This is a genomic window from Enterococcus caccae ATCC BAA-1240, assembly GCF_000407145.1.
GTDB classification, from domain to species: domain Bacteria; phylum Bacillota; class Bacilli; order Lactobacillales; family Enterococcaceae; genus Enterococcus_L; species Enterococcus_L caccae.
The window spans coordinates 751,297-777,208 of the sequence record NZ_KE136472.1 but is presented as its reverse complement, the minus strand read 5'-3'; the positions used below and the strand labels follow the sequence as shown (position 1 = coordinate 777,208).

The following is a 25,912-nucleotide window of genomic DNA, read 5'->3' as shown; positions in this document are numbered from 1 at the left end:
TTATAATGACCCCTTCTCGATTAAAGTAAATGCTTTACCACCGCGAATCAATTTCAGCAATGAACAGTCTTCCGACACAACCTGTGCTACAACATTGATTTTTTCATTTGCTGGCAATTTTTTCTTTGCGATTTGTATTTCTCCCATATATCTTCCATATTTAAGGTTATCAATCGTAATACTACCTATTTTTCGCTCTATTAATGCTTCAGGTTTAATCTCCTCTATCTCTTTAAATCGAGCTGCTGCACTTCGGACCACGTCACGGGCTTCATCTTGACGATTGACATGCGTCCCTAAAATTAGAGAATAGTAACTGCTCCCCGAAGATTCGACTTCTAATTGCATTAGTTGATCATGATTGTATGCATCAAATTGATTCATTGTTCGTTCAGCTATTCCAGGATCTCCTAGGTAAACACCAGCTACTTGATAATTTTCTTTCAACTCAATTGCTGCTGAAAATGGATTTTCGTAGCGATGTTTTTCAAGGGTAGGAAGCCCTTCATATAAAGGAGCTCTTAATTGCTTGTTACCGGGAACAAAAGCAAATACTTGAAATCCTGATTCTTGTAACCAACGATTTTTATCCTTGAAAAACTCACTGGATAATCCTGTTTCAGGTCTGGGATAATAATTATGCCAAGCTTCAAATTTTGTAAAGTCTGCTTTGAAGGACCGTAATTCTTCTACATCTTTTGTAGTGATTGTGCTAGCGTTCAAACCGATATTTAAGTAATGAGAGGCTTCAGCAATTTCTTTATTTGAAATAGCATAATCCATCCGTAATCCAGTCACTCCTATAGCCACGATTTCTTCCAGACGTTCAAAAGAATAACCAGCGCGTGTCAATGCTTCACCTGAAATATCAACCATTAATTTCATGTTTGATTTTTGAGCTAGTAATCCAAGTTCTCTTAATCTTTGTGAATAAAGGGTAGCATCATCTTCTGGTATGTGTAACGAAGTAAAAATTCCTTTAAATCCGATTTCACTCATTTTTTGAATATAGTTCCGAGTTTCATTAGTGATCTCCTCGCCTAAAAATATTGAAATGCCATACATTTTTAGCCTCTCCCTCCTAATACGCTTTCATTATAAACGAAATGAAATTTTATTTCAACATTTTTTGACCAAATCGGCATAATAATAAAATTATTTTTCATAACTAGGTAAAAAAATAGCTGAAGCAGTACTCCAAGAGTCATACTCAGCCATATAAATCCGAACTATATTTTTATTTCGTGCGTTTGTTTGATTATGTTAAAACGTTTTCGATTGCTCGTTGATACGATTGCAAGTGAACTATTTCTATTAGAACCACCTTTTTCAATTAACTTTGGCTAATTCCAACTTCATCCCCTGCAGTAACCTGTCCTGTTTTATTGAGTTTAAAACTTTTTACCATATCCATATTCGTAATCACAACAACCATATCGATTGCCTTACCCGCTGATGTAATTGACTCTAAATCAACTTTGGCAATCAATGTTCCTTGAGATACTTTTGACCCTTCACTAACTTTGATATTAAAAGGTTCTCCGTTAAGCTCAACTGTATCAATTCCCATGTGTAATAAAATTTCAAGACCATTTGCCATTTTCATGCCAACAGCATGTTTGGTTTGAAAAACGCTCAATACTTCGCCTTCAATCGGTGAATAAATATCGCCTGTTTCAGGAAGAACTGCAAAACCGTCTCCCATCATTTTCTGTGAAAAAACAGGATCATTTACTTCACTTATTGGGATCAACTTTCCTGTAGCTACTGCATATAATGTCTCATTCAATTGAGCTGGTTCTTTCTTTTTCAAAAATCCAAACATATTTTTTCCTCCAATTTTCATGAATAGTAATAGTATAGAAAACTCTTTAAATAATTACAACACTGAACTGACTAGAATCTAACTTTTTCTATTACTCATCAAAAGTTAGTTGGTTTTTCTGGGAGTAAAAGGTATACTATTAATGATTTATCATTTTACGCTGGAAAGGATTGAACCTATGCTTTTATCAAATTTATGGAAAGCAATTATTCTTGGTATTATAGAAGGAGTAACTGAATGGCTTCCCATCAGTAGTACCGGACATTTGATCTTGGTAGATGAATTTATTAAAATGAACCTCAGCAAAGACTTTATGGAAATGTTTAACGTCGTAATCCAACTTGGCGCAATTATGGCTGTTGTTGTTCTTTACTTCCATAAGTTAAACCCCTTCTCTCCTCAAAAAAATGAGGTAGAAAAGCAAGATACATGGATTTTATGGTCGAAAGTTGTTGTTGCCTGTGCACCAGCGGCGATTATTGGAATACCTCTAGACGATTGGTTGGAAGCAAAATTCCATAATTTCTTTACAGTTGCATTAATGCTGATCGTTTATGGTATTGCATTTGTTGTAATAGAAAAAAGAAATAGGGATCGCAAACCCAAATGTACGGATTTAAGAGACTTTACCTATAAGGCTGCCGCTGTCGTTGGCTTCTTTCAAGTGTTATCACTCATTCCAGGTACTTCACGTTCAGGAGCAACGATCCTTGGTGCTATTCTTATTGGTGCATCTCGTTTTGTTGCAACAGAGTTTTCTTTTTTCCTTGGTATTCCAGTCATGTTTGGAGCAAGCTTTTTGAAAATTGTAAAGTTTGTAATGAAAGGAAATTCATTTGGATTTACTGAAACATTCATTTTATTAGTTGGTTCAATCGTAGCATTTGTTGTTTCAATAATTGTTATCAAGTTCTTATTGAACTACCTAAAACGCAACGATTTTACAGCCTTTGGTTGGTATCGAATTGTATTAGGTGTTCTACTTATTAGTTATTGGTTATTTTCATAGTAAAAAAGAACCGATTAAATCGGTTCTTTTTTTTGGCTCAGTCATTAGATAATTAAGAATGACAGAATTCATTTTTCCACTTCCAATGATAATGATTATCACTATTAATTAGAACAATTCCTTTTTATAAAATACACAAACGCTTATAAAACAACGATAACCTAATTGATAATCACTATCGTTCTCAATTAGGGAATTTCATTATCAATTAGATACCATTTATGTTATGCTCTTTATAAGGAGTGATCATAATGAAACTTTCAGAAGAACAAAAAGCAATTCTCTCTACAATTCTATGTTTATTACTTATCATTATTGGTTTCGTTTTGGAAAAATTAAATGTAAGATTCTATCCAATCAGTTTTGCTGCAGCTATCTTTCTTGGCGGATTCAAACAAACAAAGGAAGGACTTTTTGATACCATCGAAAACAGACACTTGAATGTTGATTTGTTGATGGCCTTGGCAGCAATTGGCGCTTGTCTTATCGGAAACTGGTTTGAAGGTGCAATGTTAACGTTCATTTTTTGTCTCAGTGGAGCTTTAGAAGAGTACACAACAAATAAAAGTAAAAAAGAGATATCTAGTTTGATGAACATGCAACCTGAAACAGCATTTTTACTTCATGATTCCGGTAAAACGACAGAAGTAGCTGTTACTCAATTACAGATTGGCGATCTTCTTTTGGTTCCTAAAGGAGCACGTATTCCAATTGATGGGACCTTAGTAAAAGGCTCATCAACTATTGATGAAGCTGCAATCACTGGTGAGTCAATTCCAGTTGAAAAAGGAATTGATGCACCGTTATTTGGCGGAACGATTAATTTGGGTGACGCAATTACAATGTCCGTTAGTAAAACAAGTGACAATACTCTATTTGCTAAAATTATCCGTCTAGTTGATGAAGCACAAAACACACCGTCACAAACAGCAAGTTTTATTGAAACATTAGAAAATACCTATGTCAAAATCATTTTGATTGCTATTCCTATGATGATTTTGATTCCTTACTTATTTTTAGGTTGGTCTTGGTCAGAAAGTTTTTATAGAGGAATGGTCTTGTTAGTTGTAGCCTCCCCGTGTGCACTAGTCGCTTCGGCCACACCAGCGACATTAGCTGCTATTTCCAACGGTGCAAAAAACGGGGTGTTGTTTAAAGGTGGCGTTTACTTAGAAAATTTAGCTTCTTTGAGAGCAATCGCATTTGATAAAACTGGAACTTTGACTCGTGGTACGCCAATCGTTACAGATGCTATCTTTTTATCCAATAAAGAAGAAGGATTAAATATTCTTTTGGCCATGGAAAGACACTCAACCCATCCTTTGGCACAGGCTATTATACTCCGCTTCGAGAATGAAACTACTTCAGAATACAATCAAATGGAAGTCAAAAATATTATTGGCTTTGGAATGGAAACAACAATCGATTCCATAACTTGGCGAGTCGGGAAAAGTACATTTAACGACCACACAATACTAAGAGAAGAATTACAAAACGAGATTGAGTATCTTCAAAATGAAGGAAAAACAGTCATTTATCTGTTTAAAGAAAACGATATCATCGCGTATTTCGGTCTCTTAGATGTTCCAAAACCTGAAGCAAAAGAAGTGATTCATTATTTTAAACAATCAGGTATTCGGACTACAATGATAACTGGTGATCATAAAAAAACAGCTCTTGCTGTTGCAGCAGAGCTTGATGTAGATGAGGTTTATGCCAATTGCTTACCAGAAGACAAAACAGTTTTAATCAAAGAACAAAAAGAAACATACGGTGTCAACATCATGGTAGGTGATGGAATCAATGATGCTCCGGCTTTAGCCAATGCAGCTATCGGTGTTGCAATGGGCGAAGGAACTGATATAGCAATGGATGTTGCAGATATGGTTTTAATGCAAAATGACTTAGAAAAACTTCAAATGAGTCACTTACTTTCAAAAAAATTGAAACGAATCGTGACCCAAAATATTATTTTTTCTGCTGGGGTCATCCTCCTACTAATCTTATCTAATTTCTTTCAACTTATTAATTTACCCCTTGGTGTTATTGGTCACGAAGGCAGCACGATTCTTGTTATCTTGAATGGCTTAAGAATGTTACAAACCATCCCTATTGAAAAAAAGCAAACTACAGGCTTCTTTTCTAAAGCAAAGAAGCTGGGGGCTAGCTCTGCAAAACACATACCAGTTTCAAGGAATCAGAATAAACTTCTGCGGAAATAATCTGACATTACTATGAAACACAGTGAGAGGCAATCTGATGCAACATAGTACCTACTTGGTTACAAAAAATTTGAAATGCACCATGTAGGTACTACTCTCTCGGTTGAAACGCTACATTAGCCTCTTTAATTACTTTTAATCAGTCAATTCCATTCTTCTAAAAATTCGTTTAAAAACTCTTCTAAAAATTTTTGTCGTTTTATTCCTATTTCTTTAGCATGTTCTGTATTTAATTTTCCGTTCAATAAAATAATTTTCTCATAAAAATGATTAATAACCGTACTTTCTTCACGATATTCTGTTTTTGAACGTAATAATCTGGGTTTGATTTTGGGATCATAGATTTTGTTCCCTTTGTGTCCACCGTAATAAATTGTTCGAGTAACCCCTATTGCTCCCATAGCATCTAAACGATCAGCATCCTGCACTATCTGCCCTTCAATCGTCAACTCTTCAGCAGTTCCAGCTAACTCTTGGCTAAATGAAAGATTTTTTATTATATGAAAAATTTGATCAATTTCTTTGATAGAAAGATCGATAGTTTGCAAAAATTCTCTTAATTGTTGATAAGCTTGCTCTGGCTTTGAGACGATTTTATCATCCACCGTATCGTGAAGATAAGCAGCTGCTATAACAATAAACCGATTACAATTTTCAGATTCCGCTATTTTATTAGCTAATCTTACCACTCTATTTATGTGATCCATACCATGTCCTGTTTGATCTTTTTCCATTATTGATTGCGTATATTTTTTTATTGCTTCCATTTTTAAATTATCCATCTAGCTCCTCCATATCATTGAATAGAATTTGGCACTTAACTCTGGGTTCATCCCTACCTTCTAACAGTCCAAATGAGAGAGAAAGTACAATTCTATTTACTCAGACTCTAGTTAACTATTTTTAATAACTAAGCCACCAATCACATCAACAACTGACTCGCTAGCATTCAATAATTCTTCTAATTGATCGTATACATTTTTCCACCGTATCACTTCAATCGGGTTTTGTTCATTCGTGAATAACTCTTTTAAAGAATCACTATATAATTTATCTGCTTTTCCTTCAATTTCACTTACTTCATCAATCATTGCATGTAATATTTTCGAGTTTTTGAATTTTGCAAACTCTTTAGTTGCTGTTAAAACTCCAGCTGTGGCTTCTACTGCATACGCAATAAACACAAGAGAATTCTCAGTTAGCTCCTTTACAACTAAGCTACTTAGTAAATAGGCAATACTATTGATTGTGTCTAGAACATCATCTAAACGTTGTGTTATTTCAACAATATCTTCCCTATCAATAGGTGTAATAAATGAAATATATAATTCACTCATAATTTTTTGAACGATTCGATCGCCTTCACGTTCTAAGATATGAATTTGTTCCGCTTCATTTTCTAATTTTTCAAGTGAATAATCACTAGTAATTCTTTCTAACAGTTCTGCTGCTTGGTGAGCATTTTTTGCCAAATGTTCTAATTCGCCAAAATAATTAAATTGCTTCTTTCTAGCCATTTTATTCTCTCCTTAAAATAGTGCTATAAATAATTTTGCCATAGCAAAGGCAATCACTCCACAACCTGGAAACGTTAATATCCAAGCTATCAGCATTTCTTTAACTATCCGCCAGTCAACACTAGAAACCCGTTTTGAAGCACCTACACCCATGATTGCAGTCGTTTTTGTATGCGTTGTTGAAACTGGGATACCAAAAATAGAAGCCGCAAATAAACAAACAGCTGTACTTAAATCAGCAGCAAATCCTTGATACCGTTCTAATTTCACCATATCCATCCCGACCGATTTAATGATTCTCATGCCACCAACAGATGTACCAAAGCCCATTGTGACGGAGCAAAGAATCATGACCCAAATTGGGATAATAAATCCTGAACCTGATTTTTCTGCCAGATTATTGTAATACAATCCCAACATGAAAACCCCCATGAATTTTTGACCATCTTGAGCACCGTGTAAAAAAGCATTTGCTGCAGCACCAAACGCTTGTCCATAAGTGAAAACTTTATTTGCTGTCCTTCTTGCTACATCTTTGAAAAGGATTACAATTAGCTTCGTTACAAGGTAGCCACCACCAAACCCCATTACTGTGGAAACAACCAATCCAACAAGCACCTTGATCCATTCAGAACCATTAACTGCACCAATCCCGCCTAAAGCCATTGCTGATCCCGTCAATCCAGCTATCAAAGCATGGCTCTCACTTGTAGGAATCCCAAAATACCATGCCGCTACTGACCAGACAACAATTGAAAATAAAGAAGCTGCCAAAGCTACTTGCGATGCATTTCCTTGTGCATCAAAACTCACAATGTTACTAATCGTCTCTGCTACCTGTGCATTAAAATATGTCATGACTAACGCACCAAAAAAGTTCATTATGACTGCCATCCAAATCGCAATATTTGGCTTTAAGACACGAGTAGAGACAGCGGTTGCAATTGCATTCGGCGCATCTGTCCATCCGTTAACAAAAATAACGCCCATTACAAGTATAACCGTTACAACTAAAGCAATATTCACATCGACACCACCATTTCAATTTTCCCCTGTTATGATAGCATATTTTTTATAAATTGTATCTATTTTTTCTATCACTCTTCATTTCAAATTGATTTTTACAAGAAGAAATCAATAATTTTACTGTTAAGGAAAAAAACTTGTCATCTTTTATTGCAATGCCAGTTTGGATTAGGTATAATGATTAGTGTTGAATTACATATGGATTTTCCTGTGTAAGACCTTAATTTATCGGAGGTGAAAGAAATGCCAAATATTGAATCTGCAATCAAACGTGTACGTACTAACGCTAATAAGAATGCTCAAAATTCATCTCAAAAAAATGCTATGCGTACAGCTATCAAAAAATTTGAAGATGCTGTAGCTGCTGGTGCTGACAATGTGGATGCGTTATATACAGAAGCTGCTAAAGCTGTTGATATGGCTGAAACAAAAGGATTAATCCATAAAAACAAAGCAAGCCGTGACAAATCTCGTCTAAGTAAAAAATTAGCAAAATAATGAATTTTAGAAGCTAACCTTTCTGTTAGCTTCTTTTTTTATTGTCAAGAAAAGACCTAACGATCCTATTCTTAAACACCCTGTCAATGTAATTAAAGACTGAAGGAAAAAAATTTTAGTTTTGCTCCAGTCTCTCTCCATACTCAATTTATTATAGATTATTTTTGATTGATTCTACTATTTTTCTCAATCTGTTTCCAACAACATAAACTTGATTACCATCAGCCAATATTTCTTAACTGTTCTATTTAAACTGTCCGTATAGCTCTCAGATCTCTTTTACATGTTCATTATAGTTCTTAGAAAGTCCTTATCAGTGCATACTCATTTTCAGACCAAACTTGACGTACAACTACTTTTTCACGTATAAAGTCATTACCAATTGAATTTTTTCTGGAATGCGTCTTTTTAAAGGATACTTTATCTGGTCGTTTGTCCAGATAATTTTAGAATAAATAATTCAAATAGTAGCTCTTTTTCCATCTTACCTGTTTTCATCCGAAAATCATTTTCTACTAATTCATCATAAATCGCTTCTAAACGGTCTAAATCAAAGTGACGAACTTGCTGCAATGCTAATTTGACACGATAAGGATGAATTTTTAACGTTTCGGCAATATTCGCTTGTTGATAGCCTAATTTTGCTAAAATTTTTGTTTGTAAGAATAAACGAATTTGATTTAATAAAATTGCATTCAATTTAATCGTTTCCTCACCTTGAAGTAGCAAATCCTCATACAATTGAATCGCTTTTTCTCCATTTCCAGATAGAACATCGTTCGTTAAATCAAAAACATTATGTTCTAACGATTTGGGCACTAATTCTTTAACAGCATTTTTCGAGATTAATTTGCTATCTGAAGCAAATAAAAACAATTTCTGTAATTCTCCCATCACTTTAGACAAGTTTAAATCTGTCAACTGTAATAACAAATCAAATGCTTCAGGACGAATCTCGTATCCTTCACTTTGAATCGTTTGTTCCACATATTGTCTTACCTCACGTTCTCCCATTGGATTGACATCAATGATTTCCGCTTGTTTTTTTACTGCTTTCGTTATTTTTTTACGTTCATCTAATTTTTCAACATTTGCACTAAATACTAAAATAGTCGTTGGAGATGGGTGCTCTAAATATTTCAGTAGGCTATCAATGTCATGATCTGGGCCATTTGTTTTCCGTTCAGCCGTTAAAAAATAAGGATTTTCAATAAAAACTAATCGATAATCGCCAAAAAAAGGAATCGTTTCAGCTTCTTCTATAGCTATAGATAACGGAACCTCTTCCATATCAAATGCTGAATAGTTAAACTGGTCATCTTCTGTTTTAATCAGCTGACTTAGTAATTCTGTTTTGAATAATTCGCTTAAATACCCTTCTGTTCCTTGGACTAAATAAACAGAAGCGAAGTGCTGCTGTCTGACTTGTTTCAATGCCTCTTGTAAGTTCATACGTTCCCTCATTTCTCTGTTTCATCCTACCATGCCAATTCAAGAAATGCTAGTCTTCTTCCATGACAGTTTTTGCTGCAGTCATTTTTGACAATGGCGTCCACTCATAATAAACCATGCCTTTTTTATCTGTCCGATAATCGTTGATTTCCGCCTGTTTTAATGTTGAAACGGTTTCTTCATGAGGATGATTAAATTTATTGTTACGTCCGCAAGAAATGACGGCATCTTCTAATTCAATACTTTGAATAAAAAAAGGATCAGATGAAGTATTGCTACCATGATGACCTATTTTCAAAACATCTACTTTCAATGTCGGAAATTCGTTAAGTAATTGAAGCTCCCCTTCTTTTTCCAAATCCCCAGTAAATAAGAAACGCTTTCCAGCAATCTTAGTATAGACTACCATTGAATCTTTGTTTTCTCCAGTTCCTGCAAGGACTGGTGCAAGAACTCTTAATGGAATAGACTGACTGATGGCTGCACCTGCCAGAATTGGGTAACATTTGGTTCCCCTTTCTTTCAAACGATCAAGTATCTGCTTAAAAGCGGGCTTTTTTTCTGTTCCCACTGGAAAGTAAAGGGAACGAATCGAGATTTTTTCATTGATTGCTAATAAATCACCACAGTGATCGATATCTCCGTGGCTAATCAAAACCTTATCCAAATATTTTACACCCTTACTTTTTAAATAGGGAATCACGGAATACTCTGCATTCGTCTTTTTATTTGTTCTCATTATCCATTTTTCTTGTTCAAACTCAATATTTCCACCTGTGTCAATCAAAATATTTTCTTGATGAAAGGGAGTTTGAATAAAAATGCTATCCCCTTGCCCAACATCGATAAATGCAATAGTCCCCTTTGGCGAAAAATTCTTATTATATAGTAATAAGAACAGCCCAAATCCTATCAAATAGGCTTTTTTAGATCGCTTGTCCAACAAATGAAGTAATAAAAAAAGCAATCCTAACATTACTAAAAACAAGACAGAAGAAAATGCTCCTGTTACTAACGTAAAGGTGCTATGCCGACTTAACCACTCAAACACCGATTGTTGAATCAAAAAATATACTTCTAACCCAGTAATTAAAAGTTTACTTTTGATGATCAATGAACAAAATAAACTAATTGTTAAAGCTGGCAAAATAAACCATTCAAACACTGGCAGTAATAAGAAGGTAAACAAACTACTTGTGACTTGCCATTCAAAAAATGTTAATCCAATCAAAGGGATCATCGTAATATTCAGCAACATAGAGAAACAATACTTCTGTAAATGGTGGTTGTTCATTCGTTCTATAATAGGTTGAACATATAAAATGAAGAATGATAATCCATAGCTAAGCTGACCACCAACAGAAAACAATAAATAGGGTTGAAAAAATAATCCAACTATCAATGACAAACTCCAACAATCTAATCCTGATAGTCCCCATTTGAATTCACGATTGCTAAGTGAAATCATGCTTTGTAGTAACGCACGAACTACACTTAATGAAAATCCCACTAATCCTCCATAAATAATTGAGAATACAAGCTGCCACCAAAATAATTGTTCTAATGTGACGCCTGCTCTCAAGAATATATACCTAAAAGTTCCGATGAAAAACGTCACATGCATTCCTGATAAGCTAAAAAGATGAAGAATACCTAAATTTGCTAATGTTCCTTCTTTTTGTGAAAATTCACTTGATTTAAAGCCGAAAATCAATGTTTTTAGATGCAATGACGTTTCTGCCAAAAATGTTTCATCGCAATAATCAATTGCTTTTTTTCTCAAAACACTCAACCAAGAAAGAACTTCGTAAAAATGCAGCTTTTCCTTTTTCACTGTCTGAATACCGCGAATTCTCAGTGTTTGATATATTCCGTTTTCCTTTAAATACTTTTGATAGTTGAATCCATTTAAATTAGTTTGAGCTAATGGCTTTTCAAATTCACCTGAAAGATTTATTTTTATAGGCTGATTTATTTTTTGCCAACTCAATTTTTCTTGTTCAGATGAAAATTTATAAAAGGCTACTACTTTTTGATTTTCTTTTTTTAGTGTAGAAAATCTCCCTTCTACCTGAAGACGATCACCATCGATCTTAAACCGGTCTGGTAATACAGATAGACTTCCCGTTACGATTGTTGTTTCAGAAAATTTTAGCTGCCTTTCATTGTTGTGTATTTTCCAACATAATATCACCATAATAAAAATACACAGCAAACTAGTACTAATAATCATTTTGTTTCCTGTATAGAGAACTCGACTAACGAGATAAATCCACACAACACCCGTTAGTGGCGTTGGTTCTAAAACGAAACAAACTGTTCCTATCATTACTAATACTGGAAAAACCCAGTAATTATTTATCCGCTTGAGGTGCTTCTTCCACTGAAGCGAGCTCTTCTTCTCCTAATTGTAATTCAGCAAAATATTTTTTCGATAAGGTGACTTGATCTACTGTAGCGCCTACTTGTTTGATCAAAGCCATTGCGTATTCATCATTTCGATAATCTTTTAAATAATGAATTTTTTTAATGCCTGCTTGTAAAATCATCTTAGTGCACTGTAAGCAAGGAAAATGAGTCACATAAATTTCAGCACCATCTGTAGGGATGCCAAATTTTGCACATTGCAAGACCGCATTCATTTCAGCGTGAATCGTTCGCACACAATGCCCATCTACAATGTAACAGCCATCATCAATACAATGAACATCACCACTCACTGAACCATTATAACCTCCTGCAATAATTCGCTTGTCTCTGACAATTGTTGCACCAACTTCCAATCGTGTGCAAGTACTTCTTAAAGATAACAGTACGCTTTGAGCCATAAAATATTGATCCCAAGGAATTCGTTCTAATGTCATATTTTGCTCCTTTTTGTTTAGTTTATTTTTAACCTTATCTCTGCTGATTTTCAATTTTATAGTAGGATATACAAATAGTAAATTATAGAAAAAGTCTCGTCAAGAACCTACACAAGATATTTGTAAAATAGTTTGTTTTACCCTTTGTGGGTCGGTAACTAAGCCACAGTAATCGAATCTTTTAATTTTTCAAACGTTTTTTCACCGAATCCAGAAATATTTTTGAGGTCTTCAATTTTTTTAAAGCCACCATTTTCTTCTCGATAGCGAATAATTTCTTGTGCTTTTTTTTGACCAACACTCGGTAAAGTTTGTAATTCAGTCTCATTTGCTTGATTAAGATTGACCTTACTCGTACCTTTGTTTTGCGTTTCTTTGGTATCACTGCTTCTGTTGTCTAACTGGGTCTCTTCTCCTACCTGTGGCACATAGATTACCATTTGATCCAGGATACGTTCAGAAAAATTAACTTGTTTTGTATCAGCATCATCCGTTACCCCACCAGCAAGCATCACAGCATCCCAGACACGCATATCCTCAGATCCTTCATACATTCCAGGTTTCTTCACAGCGCCCTTTATATCCACGTATAATTGCTGTGAGTTCGTTTCACTTTTCAAGTGATCAGATGAACTGATCGATGTCATAACTAATTCTTCTTCTGGTGATTTGCTTTCTCTAGCGTTAACGATAGTATAGAAAATTCCCCCACTGATCCCGATTACTAAAGCTATAATACCGATCAGATATTGTTTATATTTTTTTAACAACACACGATAATCCATACTTTCCCTCCTTCAAAATAAATATACGTATTATTTTTGCTATTTCATGATAGAAAACAAAAAAAATCTTCGTATAATAGGGTAAGAAGGTGATAAAAGATGGAGCAGGAAATTGTAGAGTTGTTGAAAAAGCAAGATTTTTTAGGTTTAGAAAAATTTATTGATCTTTTAGGCACTGATATTGTTAAATGCATCCGAGCCATTCTAAATCATTCGGAAGAAATAACTTATCAGAAAGAAGCAGAAAATGAGGTGTTTTACCGTATTTGGAAAAGCATTGCTAGTTATGATGCCAAAAAGAGTAGTTTAAAAACATGGAGTTTAACGATCACACGAAATATTTGCCTAGATAAAAAAAGAGCCATTATTCGTGAACAAAACATTATTCCTATGAATCAAGTACCTGAAAGTCCCCTGGTAGATGACTATTTTGAAAAAGAAAACTTCTTAGATTTATTAAAAAACTTAACAGAAGAAGATCAGCTGATTTTTCTCAAATATTATTATTATCAAGATACACCTAATGAAATTGCTAAAGAATTAAAAATGGACGTTACACAAGTTTATAATCATCTGTCTCGAGGCAGGAAAAGAATCAAAGAGTTGTTTGATCCAAGTTTGTAAGCAAATGACTATTATTTTTTAACAAGGAGGAATTTTCATGGTCAATCCATTCAAAAAGGTTATTAACCAAATCAACAAAGAAATCACAAACAACACAAAGAGCGAATTGAATACACAACAAAAAAGCAATTTGTTCAACCAAACAAAGATGTATATTTTTTTACAAGACTTTATAGAAAAAATGAACCCCTATCTTGAAGTTGGAGAAAAAATCTATGCTTATTTACCAATGACAACGGATGGTCAAAATGCTTCTGTCGTGGGTCTTGGCTTACTGGGAATGTATCATCCTGAAACAGAAGAAGCAAAAGCATATGTGAAGAATTTCAAGGATCTTAGAGGAAATAGAATCCTGATTTTTACGAACCAACGAATGATCTTTACAACAATTATAGAATTTTTAGACCAAAGAACCTTTTTTAGCTATCCATATACAACAATTAAAGCAATCACACTCAAAGAAAACAAAATGTCTTATTTTGATTGGGATACTTCTTTCCCACCAAAACGAGTTGCCCTTTACACCTATACCTTTGACTTTGAATCACAAGATCATATTTTTTCAGAATTGCTCAGCCAACGAGATGCTGATATTTTAAAACGGCAACTACTGGAAATCCCAGCACTACAAAATATTCTAGTCACAAAAAAGATTTACCGTGAACGCAGATTTGATAGAATCGTTAATAATCCAGTGTTAGCTTATCGACTTACGTATTACTTTTTTAATGTCCTCGTTATCCTTATTCTTTTATTATTTGCTCTAGGAGGTTTTTTACATATTGGGCCATTAAAATATGTATTTGACCTCTCTACAGCAATCCTCGTAAATAGAACCATTTTTACTTTCTTGCATTAAAAACCTATTCGTTTAGCTAAAACATAGAAAGGCTTGAGCGCTTGATCAGATTTAATTCTAATCAATTGCTCAAGCCTTATTTTTTTATTTTTCCTTTAATGTTTCCAAATAATTCAACGCATCCTGAACATTTTTTACAGGTACAATTTTCATTTTTGTTCCTATTTTCTCAGCCGCTGCTTTTGCCTCTTCATAATTTGTTTTGATTCCTGGTTCTGCTTTTTTCATTTCTTTCGTAATCTCATCATTAGGGGCAAAGAAAATTTCTGTACCATTTTTGCTAGCAGTCACAACTTTTTTATCGATACCACCGATTCTGCCTACAATACCATCAGTATTGATTGTTCCAGTACCAGCGATTTTATGTCCTTTGCGGATTCCTTTTTGAGTTAATTGTTCATACGTTTCAAGCGTAAACATCAAACCTGCTGAAGGCCCACCAATATCTCCAGCGTCTATTTCAACGGGAATCGACGATTCGATCTCAGTATGATCCGTTAAGCCAATCCCAATTCCAGGCTTTTTATCTGTCGATAGTTCAATTAACTTACCTGTTGCCTCTTTAGATTTTCCGTCCTGTAAATAGTTTACGGAAACGACTTGTCCAACTTTTTGTTTTTTCACATATGTTACAAACTCTTCACTACTTTTAAATATTTTACCATCAATTCCAGTAACCGTATCGCCAACTGAAATTTTTCCTTTAAAACTAGAATTGTCTTCGACAGCTAAAACATAGACTCCTTTAAACGACATTTTATAAGAAACTTTTGCGAGTTTCAGTGCTTGCTCAATTGCAGCATTTTTAGAAGAATCCATATAATATTGTTGAATTCGTTCATATTCACTACTCGAACTAGAACCCATCAAGTCTTCTTTGCTGACTAATTCTTGAAAATCAGAGAATTTTGCTTTTAAGGCTGAAGCCAAAGTGGCTTTCCGCACGCCAACAGTCGTTAAATAAAACGCTCCTGGTTCTGAATCTTTTTTATTATCCACTGTAACAAATTCTTTTAGATTCTCAGTTGTACCTGGCCCTTCAATGTAATATGGAATAGGAAAAATCATTAGAATAATCAATAAAATGACTACTGCAAAAGGTAACATTGACTTAATTGAAACTTTCTCTTCATGCTTATTATTCATTTGATTTCATCTCACGATTCTTTTGGTTTAGTGCCTGAACGACAACCGGTGGCAGATATGCTGAAACATCTCCACCAAATTTTAGCACTTCTTTTAATAGACTTGAGCTAACATGTGCATAGGTTTCATCTGCTAACAAAAAAACTGTTTCTAATTCAGGTGATAGATGGTGATTCATTGCAGCGATGTCTTTTTCGTATTCATAGTCTTTTACATTTCTAATACCTCTAATCAAAAAGTTCGCTCCTAATTCAGCAGCGCTTTCAATAGTAAGTTTGTTTTCTTGAACAATTACTTCTACATTTTCTAAATGTGCCACAGCTTGTTTAATCAGGCTAAGTTTTTCATCTAACGTAAAAAGAGCAGTTTTGTTCGTATTTACAAAAACGCCAACAATTACTTTATCAAACATTTTAGTAGCACGCTCGATCATATTTAGATGCCCCTTCGTCAAAGGATCGAAACTTCCAGGAAAGAGAGCAATTTTAATCATCATATTCCTCCTGCTTATAAATAGTGATTTGGGTAATACCATAAATTGCTTCACGGTATTTCCCTAATGTTCCTATAGTTTGAGGAAGCTCTACAGATTTATCTGTCTCACAAACAATAATTGCCTGTTCACTTAATAGTTTGTAAGTAAGCATTCGTTCCAACTGTTTTTCAATTTCCTGTTTAGCATATGGCGGATCCAGTAACACCAAATCTATTTTTATTTCCTCTTCTCGTAGAAGTTCCAGTGCTTTGTTCGCATCCATTTTTTTGAGGACAAACTTTTCTGGCTCCTTTGTTACTTCAATGTTTTCCTTAATGATTTTCAAAGCAGCAAAGTTCTTTTCGATACAAATAGCCAAATCCATCCCTCTAGACACTGCTTCAATCGCTAAACCACCACTGCCTGCATATAAGTCTAAAGCCGTTCCCCCATCAAAATAGGGACCGATTATATTAAAAATCGATTCTTTGACTTTATCTGTTGTAGGACGTGTGTTATCACCATCCAACGCTTTTAACCGTCTTCCTCCATACTCTCCTGAAATAACCCGCATCTGTTTGTGCCCCTTTACTTAATCATTCAATCGCTTTTAATCGTACATCAATTATACAGAAAAAAGATGAAAAATGTTTGAAGGTCGTTCACATTTTCCATCTCAATTTTACACATTTTCAGCTAAACGAATCTGAGTGCTTAATTCTTCAACTTCAAATCCTTCTTCTTTTTCATACTGATATGCAGCTTTTGTACCGATTTTCTCTGCAAAATTCATCTCTACATCCGGACGATAAGATCGTTCTACTTTACGGACAAAATGTAAACCATTGATTTTCGTTTCTGAGCTTTCAATAGCTTCTTCATTCATATAAAGAACAACATACTTCATTCGACGAGAAACGTAGTGAATTAATCCAAAACGTTTCAGTGTTTTTAATTGCTTCAGACTATAAACCCAAACAACTAAACAACGTCGCTTTTGGATGACAAATTCTTTTTCTTGATCAACTTGCATGACAACTACCTCCACACCCTGAATGTTTTCCTTTCTCAAAGAAAGGATTTCCAGCATCTACTTTAATATCATCTGAAATTGTTTTCGCTACTGCCATTCCTACCAGATCCAAAACTGTTTGAATCTCTGTTTCAGAAAATCGAAATTCAGCTACTTCCTCACTCAGATCCAACGCTCTTTTTGCTTTACGTACCGCTCGTTGTTTGGTTCGAAAATCCGGAGCATGGTTCCCATATGCTTCAATACGTTCAAATGAATCTTTAGCATCTAAAAATTCTTTCTGCTTTTTCTGAACCTCATTTGACTCATACATTGCTTGACGATTTATTTTATAGGATTCAAAGCTTTTACTCGCTAGAATAGCTTGGATAAGTTTTTCTGTCTGATCTTCTATTTCAAAAAGTTTTTCTGTCACTATCATACTTATTCACTTTCCTCTGTTTGAGATATTTCTTTCTCAGTTTCTTGTAATAAGACTAACACACTTGCTTTAGAGAACGCAACGCCGATGTTTTCATTTTCCTGATGAGCAAATCTAGAATGATACAATGAATCAGAAAACCAAGAAAGCACTGTAATCGTTGGGTCATAAACAGGTTCTGTAAACATGCCTGTTGCTTTCTTTTTATCTAATTGACCAACTTTTAATAATTTTTGATATTCATCATTTGTCAGCGTAAAAATAGCAGCTGCCGTCATTTGTTCTTTGCTAAACTGCCATGTTTCAGCTCGCTCTGACGAAAGAATATTTTTTTGATTTTTTGTTAACGTTTCAAAAAGCTTTTGAGCATTCTTTTGACTCTCCGTATTCACATGGTACGTTGGCAATCCTTCTTTTAGTTTCAGTAAATTGATTGTTCGAATCACTTGGTTGCTCTTTACTGCATCAAAACCAGTTGATTGTTCTATGGTTGAGAAAGGAATGACTTCACCTTCTAGTAATTGATAGGGCATTAAGGTCAACAGCGTTTCCTTATTTAAATAGGTCACAGCTGAAAGTCTACCCGTTCCATGATTGAAAAATAAGATTGCAAAAGTCTTATTATCAAATGCAATCAGTGGGCGATAATTCATATCTTCTTCCATTAATTCGATATCATACTTATTTTCTTTATATGTAAATGCAAAATTGGAATAGATAGTCATTAATTCTGATACATCCGACAACTTCATTCCAATTGAAAAAGGGGTTACTTCTTTGGAGTTATTAAAAGCCTTGATCACAGCTATGTCCTCATTTACAATATTCAACTCTAAGTAATCGGCATCTTTTTCCCCGTAAATCCATAGCTCATATCCTGTACCACTTTTTTGTTTTTCAATAGGTTCCCCAAAATCTGTTACAAAATCTGTTGCTTTTTTGCCTATGTACGCAGCATAACCAGATGTTGAAATTTCTTCATAAGGTAAAGCAGTGTGGGAGACCGTTGCGCTCCCACGATCTGCTTCTTGCTGCACTTTTTCAGCAGGGAAAAAAACGGGTTGTAAATAGCCGGCAATCAAGACTATAAAGAAGACGCCTACGAAAGCTAAAAATCGTTTCATTTTTCTCCCCACTTTTCTTAATTTTCTTTGATTTCGATCAATAAATCTCCAGAGCTGATCGGTTCATCTTCAAAAACATAAATGTGTTCAACAATACCATCGAAACGAGCTTCGATCGTTGTTTCCATCTTCATAGCTTCTGTTACTAACAATGCATCGCCTTTCTTAACTTTATCTCCTTTGTTCACTAAGACTTGGAGAACAGAGCCGGACATCGTTGCACCAATTTGCTCCTTATTCGTTGGTTCAGCTTTACGTTTTGCTTGAACAGAGGACTTGATAGACGTATCTTTAATCACGATTTCTCGACGTTGACCATTTAGGTTAAAGAATAATACACGATTTCCTTCAATATCAGGGTCACCAACTTCATCTAATCGAATGATTAACGTCTTACCTTTTTCGATTTGCACTTCTACAGACTCCCCTTGGCGAATACCTTGGAAGAATGTTGGTGTATCTAACAATGTCACATCACCAAAGTTTTGATAAGAGGTCCGGTAATCCAAGAATACCTGAGGATACATTAAGTAGCTCAATATTTCTTCTAATTTTGGTTCATAACCGATTTTTTCAGCTAATTCAGCTTTAACTTTCTCAAAATTAATCGGTGCAGCTAAGCTACCAGGTCTTTCTGTGAAAGCTGGGCGGCCTTTCAAAATAATTCGTTGTAAGTCTTTAGGAAATCCACCGACTGGTTGACCTAAGTCTCCTTGGAAGAAGGTAACAACTGATTCTGGGAAACTTAATTCTTCTCCATTTTCATAGATATCTTCTTCTGTTAAATTATTTTGAACCATAAACAAAGCCATATCTCCCACAACTTTTGAAGAAGGAGTCACTTTTACGATATCACCAAACATTAAATTAACGGTATGATACATTTTTTTGATATCATCCCATTGATGTCCTAAACCTACTGCTTTTGCTTGCTGTTGTAGGTTTGAATATTGACCACCTGGCATTTCATGCATATAAACTTCTGTTTGAGGTGCATTCAGACCATTTTCAAATGCTTGATAATACATACGAACATCTTCCCAATAATGGTTGATTTTTTGTGTATTATCAATGTTGATGTCTGGCGTACGCTCGCCATTAACTAAAGCGTAGTATAAGCTACTCATGCTCGGCTGACTTGTGGCCCCACTCATTGCACTTGTCGCCACATCCACAATATCTACTCCAGCTTTAGTTGCAGCAGAATAAGTGATAATACCGTTACCGCTCGTGTCATGAGTATGCAAGTGAATCGGTAAATCTGTTGTATCCTTCAGTTCACTTATTAAACGATAAGCAGCTTGCGGTTTTAGTAAACCGGCCATGTCTTTAATCGCAATAATATGAGCACCCATTTTTTCAAGCTCTTTGGTCATATTTTTGTAATACTCAATATTGTATTTTGCTCTAGAAGGATCATTGATGTCACCCGTGTAGCAAATAGCAGCTTCCGCAATTTTACCTGTATCTCTAACGGCTTGAATACTTTTTTCCATTTGAGGAAGCCAGTTTAAGCTATCAAAAATTCGGAAAACATCAATACCTTGTCGTGCTGACTCTTTGATAAATTCTTCAATAACATTATCAGAATAGTTTTGATAGCCAACTGCATTCGATCCTCTAAATAACATTTGCAATAATGTATTAGGCATCAATTTACGGATTTTACGTAGCCTTTGCCAAGGATCTTCATTTAAGAAACGATATGCAACATCAAATGTTGCGCCTCCCCACATTTCACTAGAGAACAATTCTGGCAATCCTTCGCCTGTTAAACGGGCAATTTCTTTAAAATCTTGTGTTCTTACGCGTGTTGCTAACAAACTTTGATGTGCATCACGGAACGTCGTATCGGTTAGTAAAACATTTTCTTGTTTTTTAATCCAATCGATAACCCCTTGCGCTCCATCTTTATCCAAAATATTTTTAGCAGTCACATACTCACTGCGTAATTCTAAATCAGTTGGAATACGAGGTGCATCGAAATACTTTTTGGTTGATTTTTCAATCCCTGGGAAACCATTGACGGTAACTTCACCAATATATTTCATCGTTTTATTGCCACGATCTCTTAATTTGGGAAATTCAAACAATTGTGGCGTATTATCGATAAAAGTTGTTTTTGCTTCCCCAGATTGGAATTCAGGATGACCGATTACTTTGTGTAGAAAAGGAATATTGGTTTTCACTCCACGAATTCTAAACTCTCTTAAGCTACGCTCCATTTTTTGAATTGCTTTTTCAAAAGTAAACCCATGAGTACAAACTTTTACTAAAAGTGAATCAAAGTACGGTGTTACTACTGCACCTGAATAAGCATTCCCTACATCTAATCGAACCCCAAAACCACCTGGCGAACGGTACGTATCAATCTTGCCCGTATCTGGCATAAAGTGATTCAATGGATCTTCTGTTGTGATTCGACATTGAATTGCAGCGCCATTCAATGTAATTTCCTCTTGTCGTGGTATTTTCATATCTTTGTGTAAATCAAGCCCTTGAGCTATTTGCAATTGTGATACGACAATATCAATGTCTGTGATCATCTCAGTGATGGTATGCTCAACTTGTACACGAGGATTGACTTCAATAAAATAAAAATTGTCGCCTTCAACTAAAAATTCGACTGTTCCAGCATTTACGTACTGAACATGTTTCATTAATTGAACTGCTGCTTCACAAATTTCTTTCCGTTTTGTTTCATTCATCGATATACAAGGAGCTACTTCTACTACTTTTTGATGGCGACGTTGAACTGAACAATCTCGTTCAAATAGATGAATTACATTTCCGTGTGTATCTCCCAAAATTTGAACTTCAATATGTTTCGGATTAGAAATATACTTTTCAACATAGACTTCATCAGAACCAAAAGCTGCTTTAGCTTCACTTTTTGCTCGCTCGTAGCCTTCTCTAGCTTCTCTTTCATCATGAGCTACTCGCATGCCACGACCACCGCCACCAAGAGCAGCTTTAATCATGATTGGAAAACCATGTGTACGACCAAATTCTAAAACACTTTCAACCGTATCAACAGGACCATCAGAACCAGGTATTGACGCGATTCCTGCAGCAACTGCAGCTTCTTTCGCTTTGATTTTATCTCCAAAAATATCTAGATGATGTAATGTTGGTCCTACAAAAATAAGCCCTTCTTCTTCACAACGACGTGCAAATTCCAAGTTTTCAGAAAGAAAACCATATCCTGGATGAATAGCATCCGCACCAGATTTTTTAGCGATTCGGATGATATCTTCCATATCTAGATAAGCTTCAATTGGTTTTTTTCCTTTACCAACTAAATATGCTTCATCAGCCTTAAAACGATGAACCGAGTATTCATCTTCTGCTGCATAGATTGCCACAGTCCCGATGTGCATCTCTGTACAGGCTCTGAAAATTCGAATTGCAATTTCTCCACGATTTGCTACTAAAACTTTTTTCATTCTTTCACTCCTACCCGTTTATTGAGGGCGAAACAGATGTATTTTGCTCTTATATAAAGAGCTACCTCTGTTTCGCCATCTTTTTTACCTTCATTCATTTATTCATTACCAAGTAATTGGTATTCTTGGTCCATTTTTTGTTTTTTCTCATCCGCACTGATATTTAGTACAAAAGCGACAGCGATTGAAATAATCAAGACACTGTTTCCCCCATGACTGAGAAAAGGGAATGTAATTCCTGTTAAAGGAATCACCCCTGTAATTCCTCCTAAATTGATAAAAACTTGGAGCAATAACATTGATCCAATTCCAATACACATCAACGAATTGAATGGCTTTTTAGAACGAACGCCCACTAGAATGATTCGTGCAATCATAAACATCAAAATTGCTAGTATAATCAAGGAAACGAACAAGCCTAATTCTTCGATGGTAATGGCAAAAATAAAATCCGAATGCGCTTCAGGTAAGAAGCCTTTCTTTTGAATGCTATTCCCCAGGCCTTTACCAAACCAGCCACCATTATTGATGGCGTAATACGAATTAGCCAATTGATGTCCATAATTTCTTTCGTCTTTGAATGGATTTAAAAAAATCGCAAAACGTTGATACACATATTGATATCTAGCTGGAATAAAACTTCCTTTACTTAAAATCAACGCTTGTATAACAGCGATACTACCTAAAATCCCCACACCGCCAACAATGTACGTGTACATATAATTTACTCCGCTGGCTAAAAGCATGATAATAACTAGTAATGTTAGAATCGCACCATTTCCCAAATCGGGTTGAATCGCCACAAGTAAAATTAAAAAACCAACTAAAAGCATTGGTCGAAAAACTGCTTTTTTAAACTCTTTATCAATATACTTCTGTCTCCGGCCTAAGATATAGGCAAGATACCAAATCACCATGATTTTTAAGTATTCCGCTGGCTGCATTGAAAATGAACCGATCAATAACCAACCTGAGGCACCATTGATATTGCGACCTAACGGAGTAAATTTAACCGCTAAGAGTAGAAAAGAAATAACAGCAATTGCAAACATGATAAAACCTTTATTTTGAAAAACTGCTGTTTTCATCTTATAGATAAAGAACATTCCTACTAAACTTAACATCCAAAATTGTAATTGAGACACTACCATACTTGTCGGTGGTTCGCCTTTTGATACTAACAAAGATGACGTTGAACTGTAAACCATGATCAAGCCCACGGCACTAAGGACTAAGTACGGGATCAAGATACTATAATCTAACAGATGTCTCTTCTTTATCTTGTTTGGCAAAGTTTAAACCTCCTTGCCAATCTCTTTTTTTTCTTGAGTTTCCTCATAAACGTCACTATATAATTGGTTAAGTTCTTTTTCTAAATCACTTAGCAATTGATGTCCTTGTTTTGAGCTTAAAATACCTAGTCTAATGGCATAAGTCACCTGACGAGAAAAACCATACATTTGTGTATCCACGACTTCCTCAAAAGCCTTACACTGGGAAATACATAGGCTATTTTTTTGATTGCGGATCAACATCATGATCCGTTGTGCATCATCGTTTAAGAGCTGAACGGCAAAATCTTTTGAAATGGATTCCATTTGCACTAAACCTCCCATCTTAATTATGTAATTATAGCATAATTTACCTCACTATTAACAGAAATTTTCTGAAAATCCATCGTTTAAATTTTTTTTTAATTTTCATCGAATTGGAATGAAAGAAAATCTCATTATTCTCACTGTTTATCTAAAAAAAGCACATATTAGCAAACGTTTTAGATTAGTCATTTTAATCCTACTATTGAGAATCCCCTTCAAAAAGAGCAAAAGTGTTTTCTTATCTTTTGGATCACCATTCTATTTTTTCTTAGTTCAAACCATAAACTATAACGTAATAAATTACATAAAACCAGCTTAATACGCCATGAAAAATTGCCCAAATAATACTATGCCAATTTACATATGAAATCACTAACGCCAATGCGCAACCAAATGAAATGCCCGCTTTTGCACTTTCTTTCATCGCTATTCCTCCTTTTAAGTTCATTTGCATTACCTCATGCTATGTAAGGAATACTTTTAGTTTTAATGTCTTCTAATACCAGACTGCTCCTGAAACCCTTCTATGTCATTTCACTTTATTTTCTTAGCCAAACTGTTTTTCATTCTAAACAAACAATTACTTTCCTCGCATTCAATACTATTCCCATAGCTCAAAGAATTTTAACAGGCCAACAACTTCCGCGCTTTTTTAGTGCTTATGATGTTATCGTCCAATCTAAATGCTACTATCAATAGTAACAGAATCTATTTTAAGAAGCTATTAATGCACTTAAACGAGCCATTATTTTTTATAAAAAAAGATCTTTGAAAGTTAGTGATTCAATACTTTCAAGGATCTTTTTCATTCCGCCAGTTTTAATTTAGATTGGCTTTATTTTTTTAAATCAACAACCATTCTTCCTTTGATTTTCCCTTGTTCCATCTCTTCAAAAATATCATTCACTTCATGCAGACAACGAGTTTCAACAACAGGAACCACTTTTCCTTCTGCACCAAATTGGAATGCTTCTTCTAAATCTTTTCGAGTTCCTACCAAAGAACCTACGATTTGAATACCATCTAAAACTGTTTTCACAATTGCAAGATCCATTGTTTCTGGTGGCAAACCAACTGCAACAACTTTACCAGCAGCTCTTACAGAATCAACTGCCTGATTGAAAGCAACTTTTGAAACAGCTGTAACGACTGCCGCATGTGCGCCACCAACTTTTTCTTGTATCCAAGCACCAGCATCACCATCTGTTAGCGGGTTACACACTAAATCTGCACCTAATTCTTTCGCAAACTCTAACTTGTCATCATTAATATCAACAGCAATCACTTTAGCATTGAAAACATTTTTAGCGTACTGAATAGCTAAGTTTCCCAAACCTCCGATGCCGTAAATAGCAACCCATTGGCCTGGTTTTACATCTGAAACTTTGATTGCTTTATAACAAGTAACACCAGCACATGAAATACTACTAGCTTGAGCTGGGTCCAATCCCTCTGGTACTTTGACAGCATAGTCTGCTTTAACGATACATTGTTCTGCCATAGCGCCATCTACTGAAAAACCAGCGTTCTTTACTTGACGACAGAAAGTCTCTCTGCCAGTAATACAATACTCACAAGTACCACATCCCTCAAAAAACCAAGCGATACTTACACGATCTCCTACTTTTAAGCTTTCAACACCAGGTGCAATTTCTTTTACAATCCCGATCCCTTCATGACCAATCACACGACCTGGAACTTCTCCAAAATCGCCATGAGCTACGTGTAAGTCTGTGTGACAAACACCACAATATTCAACATCCACCAAAGCTTCTCCAGCTTCAAGCGGTCTAATATCTAATTCTTTGATTTCTACTTTTCCATTATTTTCTTTCGTAACAACAGCTGCTTTCATTGTATCACTCCTGTATTCAATATAATATGGTAACAATTACATTTTAACATGTACGAAATGATTTTGATAGCGTTTTAGAGAAATATTTCACAAGCGACAGAAACTTTGTTCATTATCAATAAAAAAGAATGAA

General features: G+C 35.0%; 24 protein-coding genes and 1 pseudogene. 5 read left to right on the top strand and 20 right to left on the bottom strand.

Annotated features, from left to right (window positions below; translation table 11 throughout):
* Nucleotides 1-1,065, bottom strand: coding sequence for a DUF871 domain-containing protein (locus I580_RS03495; protein WP_010772691.1), 1,065 nt, complete (start codon nt 1,063-1,065; stop codon nt 1-3).
* A 268-nt stretch (nt 1,066-1,333) separates the two neighbouring features.
* Nucleotides 1,334-1,825: a PTS sugar transporter subunit IIA gene (locus tag I580_RS03490; protein ID WP_010772692.1), complete on the bottom strand. Its 492-nt coding sequence runs from the start codon at nt 1,823-1,825 to the stop codon at nt 1,334-1,336.
* Between the two features lie 178 nt (nt 1,826-2,003).
* Here I580_RS03490 and I580_RS03485 point away from each other — a divergent pair, with 178 nt between their 5' ends.
* Both I580_RS03485 and I580_RS03480 read left to right on the top strand, forming a co-directional pair.
* Complete coding sequence (locus tag I580_RS03485) at nt 2,004-2,834, top strand: undecaprenyl-diphosphate phosphatase (RefSeq protein WP_010772693.1); 831 nt, start codon at nt 2,004-2,006, stop codon at nt 2,832-2,834.
* Nucleotides 2,835-3,085: 251 nt separating this feature from the next.
* Nucleotides 3,086-5,056, top strand: a complete 1,971-nt coding sequence (locus I580_RS03480) for a heavy metal translocating P-type ATPase (RefSeq protein WP_010772694.1) — start codon at nt 3,086-3,088, stop codon at nt 5,054-5,056.
* 143 nt (nt 5,057-5,199) lie between these two features.
* Here the strand turns inward: I580_RS03480 and I580_RS03475 are convergent, their stop codons facing one another.
* From I580_RS03475 to I580_RS03465, 3 genes are all read right to left on the bottom strand, one after another.
* Nucleotides 5,200-5,838: an HD domain-containing protein gene (locus I580_RS03475; RefSeq protein ID WP_010772695.1), complete on the bottom strand. Its 639-nt coding sequence runs from the start codon at nt 5,836-5,838 to the stop codon at nt 5,200-5,202.
* Between the two features lie 111 nt (nt 5,839-5,949).
* Nucleotides 5,950-6,573, bottom strand: coding sequence for a DUF47 domain-containing protein (locus I580_RS03470; protein ID WP_010772696.1), 624 nt, complete (start codon nt 6,571-6,573; stop codon nt 5,950-5,952).
* 12 nt (nt 6,574-6,585) lie between these two features.
* Nucleotides 6,586-7,563: an inorganic phosphate transporter gene (locus I580_RS03465; RefSeq protein ID WP_143141704.1), complete on the bottom strand. Its 978-nt coding sequence runs from the start codon at nt 7,561-7,563 to the stop codon at nt 6,586-6,588.
* A 279-nt stretch (nt 7,564-7,842) separates the two neighbouring features.
* Between I580_RS03465 and rpsT the strand changes: the two genes are divergently transcribed.
* Nucleotides 7,843-8,097, top strand: coding sequence for a 30S ribosomal protein S20 (rpsT, locus tag I580_RS03460; RefSeq protein ID WP_010772698.1), 255 nt, complete (start codon nt 7,843-7,845; stop codon nt 8,095-8,097).
* Nucleotides 8,098-8,517: 420 nt separating this feature from the next.
* Here rpsT and holA read toward each other — a convergent pair whose 3' ends face one another.
* The 4 genes from holA to I580_RS03440 all read right to left on the bottom strand — a co-directional run bounded on the left by holA (nt 8,518) and on the right by I580_RS03440 (nt 13,198).
* Entirely contained in the window at nt 8,518-9,549 is a 1,032-nt protein-coding gene (holA, locus tag I580_RS03455; protein WP_010772699.1) for a DNA polymerase III subunit delta, read from the bottom strand.
* A gap of 49 nt (nt 9,550-9,598) precedes the next feature.
* The gene (locus I580_RS03450) at nt 9,599-11,878 is read right to left on the bottom strand and encodes a DNA internalization-related competence protein ComEC/Rec2 (protein ID WP_051091069.1); all 2,280 of its coding nucleotides are present in this window, start codon (nt 11,876-11,878) and stop codon (nt 9,599-9,601) included.
* Between the two features lie 25 nt (nt 11,879-11,903).
* Complete coding sequence (locus I580_RS03445; RefSeq protein WP_010772701.1) at nt 11,904-12,413, bottom strand: ComE operon protein 2; 510 nt, start codon at nt 12,411-12,413, stop codon at nt 11,904-11,906.
* Between the two features lie 158 nt (nt 12,414-12,571).
* Nucleotides 12,572-13,198: a helix-hairpin-helix domain-containing protein gene (locus I580_RS03440; protein WP_010772702.1), complete on the bottom strand. Its 627-nt coding sequence runs from the start codon at nt 13,196-13,198 to the stop codon at nt 12,572-12,574.
* Nucleotides 13,199-13,297: 99 nt separating this feature from the next.
* Between I580_RS03440 and I580_RS03435 the strand changes: the two genes are divergently transcribed.
* A complete protein-coding gene (locus I580_RS03435) occupies nt 13,298-13,822 on the top strand; it encodes a sigma-70 family RNA polymerase sigma factor (RefSeq protein ID WP_010772703.1) in 525 nt (174 codons plus the stop codon).
* A gap of 37 nt (nt 13,823-13,859) precedes the next feature.
* A complete protein-coding gene (locus I580_RS03430; RefSeq protein ID WP_010772704.1) occupies nt 13,860-14,681 on the top strand; it encodes a PH domain-containing protein in 822 nt (273 codons plus the stop codon).
* An 84-nt stretch (nt 14,682-14,765) separates the two neighbouring features.
* On the opposite strand, the gene I580_RS03425 is transcribed toward I580_RS03430, so the two are convergent.
* From I580_RS03425 to adhP, 11 genes and pseudogenes are all read right to left on the bottom strand, one after another.
* Nucleotides 14,766-15,827, bottom strand: a complete 1,062-nt coding sequence (locus tag I580_RS03425) for a SepM family pheromone-processing serine protease (protein ID WP_010772705.1) — start codon at nt 15,825-15,827, stop codon at nt 14,766-14,768.
* Nucleotides 15,820-16,320 carry a pantetheine-phosphate adenylyltransferase gene (gene coaD, locus I580_RS03420; RefSeq protein ID WP_010772706.1) on the bottom strand — a complete coding sequence of 167 codons (501 nt, stop codon included), beginning with the start codon at nt 16,318-16,320 and terminating at the stop codon, nt 15,820-15,822. Before coaD ends, I580_RS03425 begins: the two co-directional genes overlap by 8 nt.
* Nucleotides 16,313-16,879 (bottom strand): annotated as a pseudogene (rsmD, locus tag I580_RS03415) (16S rRNA (guanine(966)-N(2))-methyltransferase RsmD); the annotation flags it as partial. The pseudogene rsmD and the gene coaD, both read right to left, overlap by 8 nt.
* Before the next feature lie 105 nt (nt 16,880-16,984).
* Nucleotides 16,985-17,335: a YlbG family protein gene (locus I580_RS03410; RefSeq protein ID WP_010772708.1), complete on the bottom strand. Its 351-nt coding sequence runs from the start codon at nt 17,333-17,335 to the stop codon at nt 16,985-16,987.
* Complete coding sequence (locus tag I580_RS03405; RefSeq protein ID WP_010772709.1) at nt 17,325-17,756, bottom strand: YlbF/YmcA family competence regulator; 432 nt, start codon at nt 17,754-17,756, stop codon at nt 17,325-17,327. The genes I580_RS03410 and I580_RS03405 overlap by 11 nt, the downstream gene beginning before the upstream one ends.
* A 2-nt stretch (nt 17,757-17,758) precedes the next feature.
* Nucleotides 17,759-18,880 carry a CAP-associated domain-containing protein gene (locus I580_RS03400; protein WP_010772710.1) on the bottom strand — a complete coding sequence of 374 codons (1,122 nt, stop codon included), beginning with the start codon at nt 18,878-18,880 and terminating at the stop codon, nt 17,759-17,761.
* A gap of 17 nt (nt 18,881-18,897) precedes the next feature.
* Entirely contained in the window at nt 18,898-22,326 is a 3,429-nt protein-coding gene (locus I580_RS03395; RefSeq protein ID WP_010772711.1) for a pyruvate carboxylase, read from the bottom strand.
* A gap of 98 nt (nt 22,327-22,424) precedes the next feature.
* Complete coding sequence (locus tag I580_RS03390) at nt 22,425-23,618, bottom strand: FtsW/RodA/SpoVE family cell cycle protein (RefSeq protein ID WP_010772712.1); 1,194 nt, start codon at nt 23,616-23,618, stop codon at nt 22,425-22,427.
* Nucleotides 23,619-23,621: 3 nt separating this feature from the next.
* Complete coding sequence (locus tag I580_RS03385) at nt 23,622-23,924, bottom strand: Fpa/YlaN family protein (protein WP_010772713.1); 303 nt, start codon at nt 23,922-23,924, stop codon at nt 23,622-23,624.
* Nucleotides 23,925-24,192: 268 nt separating this feature from the next.
* On the bottom strand, nt 24,193-24,348 hold the full coding sequence (locus I580_RS17045) for a hypothetical protein (RefSeq protein ID WP_167324180.1): 156 nt from the start codon (nt 24,346-24,348) through the stop codon (nt 24,193-24,195).
* A 411-nt stretch (nt 24,349-24,759) separates the two neighbouring features.
* On the bottom strand, nt 24,760-25,779 hold the full coding sequence (gene adhP, locus I580_RS03375) for an alcohol dehydrogenase AdhP (RefSeq protein ID WP_010772715.1): 1,020 nt from the start codon (nt 25,777-25,779) through the stop codon (nt 24,760-24,762).
* Nucleotides 25,780-25,912: the final 133 nt, after the last annotated feature.

Bases quoted from the DNA above. Each gene is read 5' to 3' on its own strand.
- I580_RS03490 (WP_010772692.1), bottom strand. From the start codon at position 1,825: ATGTTTGGATTTTTGAAAAAGAAAGAACCAGCTCAATTGAATGAGACA.
- I580_RS03435 (WP_010772703.1), top strand. From the start codon at position 13,298: ATGGAGCAGGAAATTGTAGAGTTGTTGAAAAAGCAAGATTTTTTAGGT.
- I580_RS03485 (WP_010772693.1), top strand. From the start codon at position 2,004: ATGCTTTTATCAAATTTATGGAAAGCAATTATTCTTGGTATTATAGAA.
- rpsT (WP_010772698.1), top strand. From the start codon at position 7,843: ATGCCAAATATTGAATCTGCAATCAAACGTGTACGTACTAACGCTAAT.
- I580_RS03440 (WP_010772702.1), bottom strand. From the start codon at position 13,198: ATGGATTATCGTGTGTTGTTAAAAAAATATAAACAATATCTGATCGGT.
- I580_RS03385 (WP_010772713.1), bottom strand. From the start codon at position 23,924: ATGGAATCCATTTCAAAAGATTTTGCCGTTCAGCTCTTAAACGATGAT.
- adhP (WP_010772715.1), bottom strand. From the start codon at position 25,779: ATGAAAGCAGCTGTTGTTACGAAAGAAAATAATGGAAAAGTAGAAATC.
- I580_RS03400 (WP_010772710.1), bottom strand. From the start codon at position 18,880: ATGAAACGATTTTTAGCTTTCGTAGGCGTCTTCTTTATAGTCTTGATT.
- I580_RS03410 (WP_010772708.1), bottom strand. From the start codon at position 17,335: ATGCAAGTTGATCAAGAAAAAGAATTTGTCATCCAAAAGCGACGTTGT.
- I580_RS03405 (WP_010772709.1), bottom strand. From the start codon at position 17,756: ATGATAGTGACAGAAAAACTTTTTGAAATAGAAGATCAGACAGAAAAA.
- I580_RS03430 (WP_010772704.1), top strand. From the start codon at position 13,860: ATGGTCAATCCATTCAAAAAGGTTATTAACCAAATCAACAAAGAAATC.
- I580_RS03465 (WP_143141704.1), bottom strand. From the start codon at position 7,563: ATGGGCGTTATTTTTGTTAACGGATGGACAGATGCGCCGAATGCAATT.
- I580_RS03480 (WP_010772694.1), top strand. From the start codon at position 3,086: ATGAAACTTTCAGAAGAACAAAAAGCAATTCTCTCTACAATTCTATGT.
- holA (WP_010772699.1), bottom strand. From the start codon at position 9,549: ATGAACTTACAAGAGGCATTGAAACAAGTCAGACAGCAGCACTTCGCT.
- I580_RS03475 (WP_010772695.1), bottom strand. From the start codon at position 5,838: ATGGATAATTTAAAAATGGAAGCAATAAAAAAATATACGCAATCAATA.
- I580_RS03445 (WP_010772701.1), bottom strand. From the start codon at position 12,413: ATGACATTAGAACGAATTCCTTGGGATCAATATTTTATGGCTCAAAGC.
- I580_RS03470 (WP_010772696.1), bottom strand. From the start codon at position 6,573: ATGGCTAGAAAGAAGCAATTTAATTATTTTGGCGAATTAGAACATTTG.
- I580_RS17045 (WP_167324180.1), bottom strand. From the start codon at position 24,348: ATGAAAGAAAGTGCAAAAGCGGGCATTTCATTTGGTTGCGCATTGGCG.
- I580_RS03395 (WP_010772711.1), bottom strand. From the start codon at position 22,326: ATGAAAAAAGTTTTAGTAGCAAATCGTGGAGAAATTGCAATTCGAATT.
- coaD (WP_010772706.1), bottom strand. From the start codon at position 16,320: ATGATTAAAATTGCTCTCTTTCCTGGAAGTTTCGATCCTTTGACGAAG.
- I580_RS03450 (WP_051091069.1), bottom strand. From the start codon at position 11,878: ATGATAGGAACAGTTTGTTTCGTTTTAGAACCAACGCCACTAACGGGT.
- I580_RS03425 (WP_010772705.1), bottom strand. From the start codon at position 15,827: ATGAATAATAAGCATGAAGAGAAAGTTTCAATTAAGTCAATGTTACCT.
- I580_RS03495 (WP_010772691.1), bottom strand. From the start codon at position 1,065: ATGTATGGCATTTCAATATTTTTAGGCGAGGAGATCACTAATGAAACT.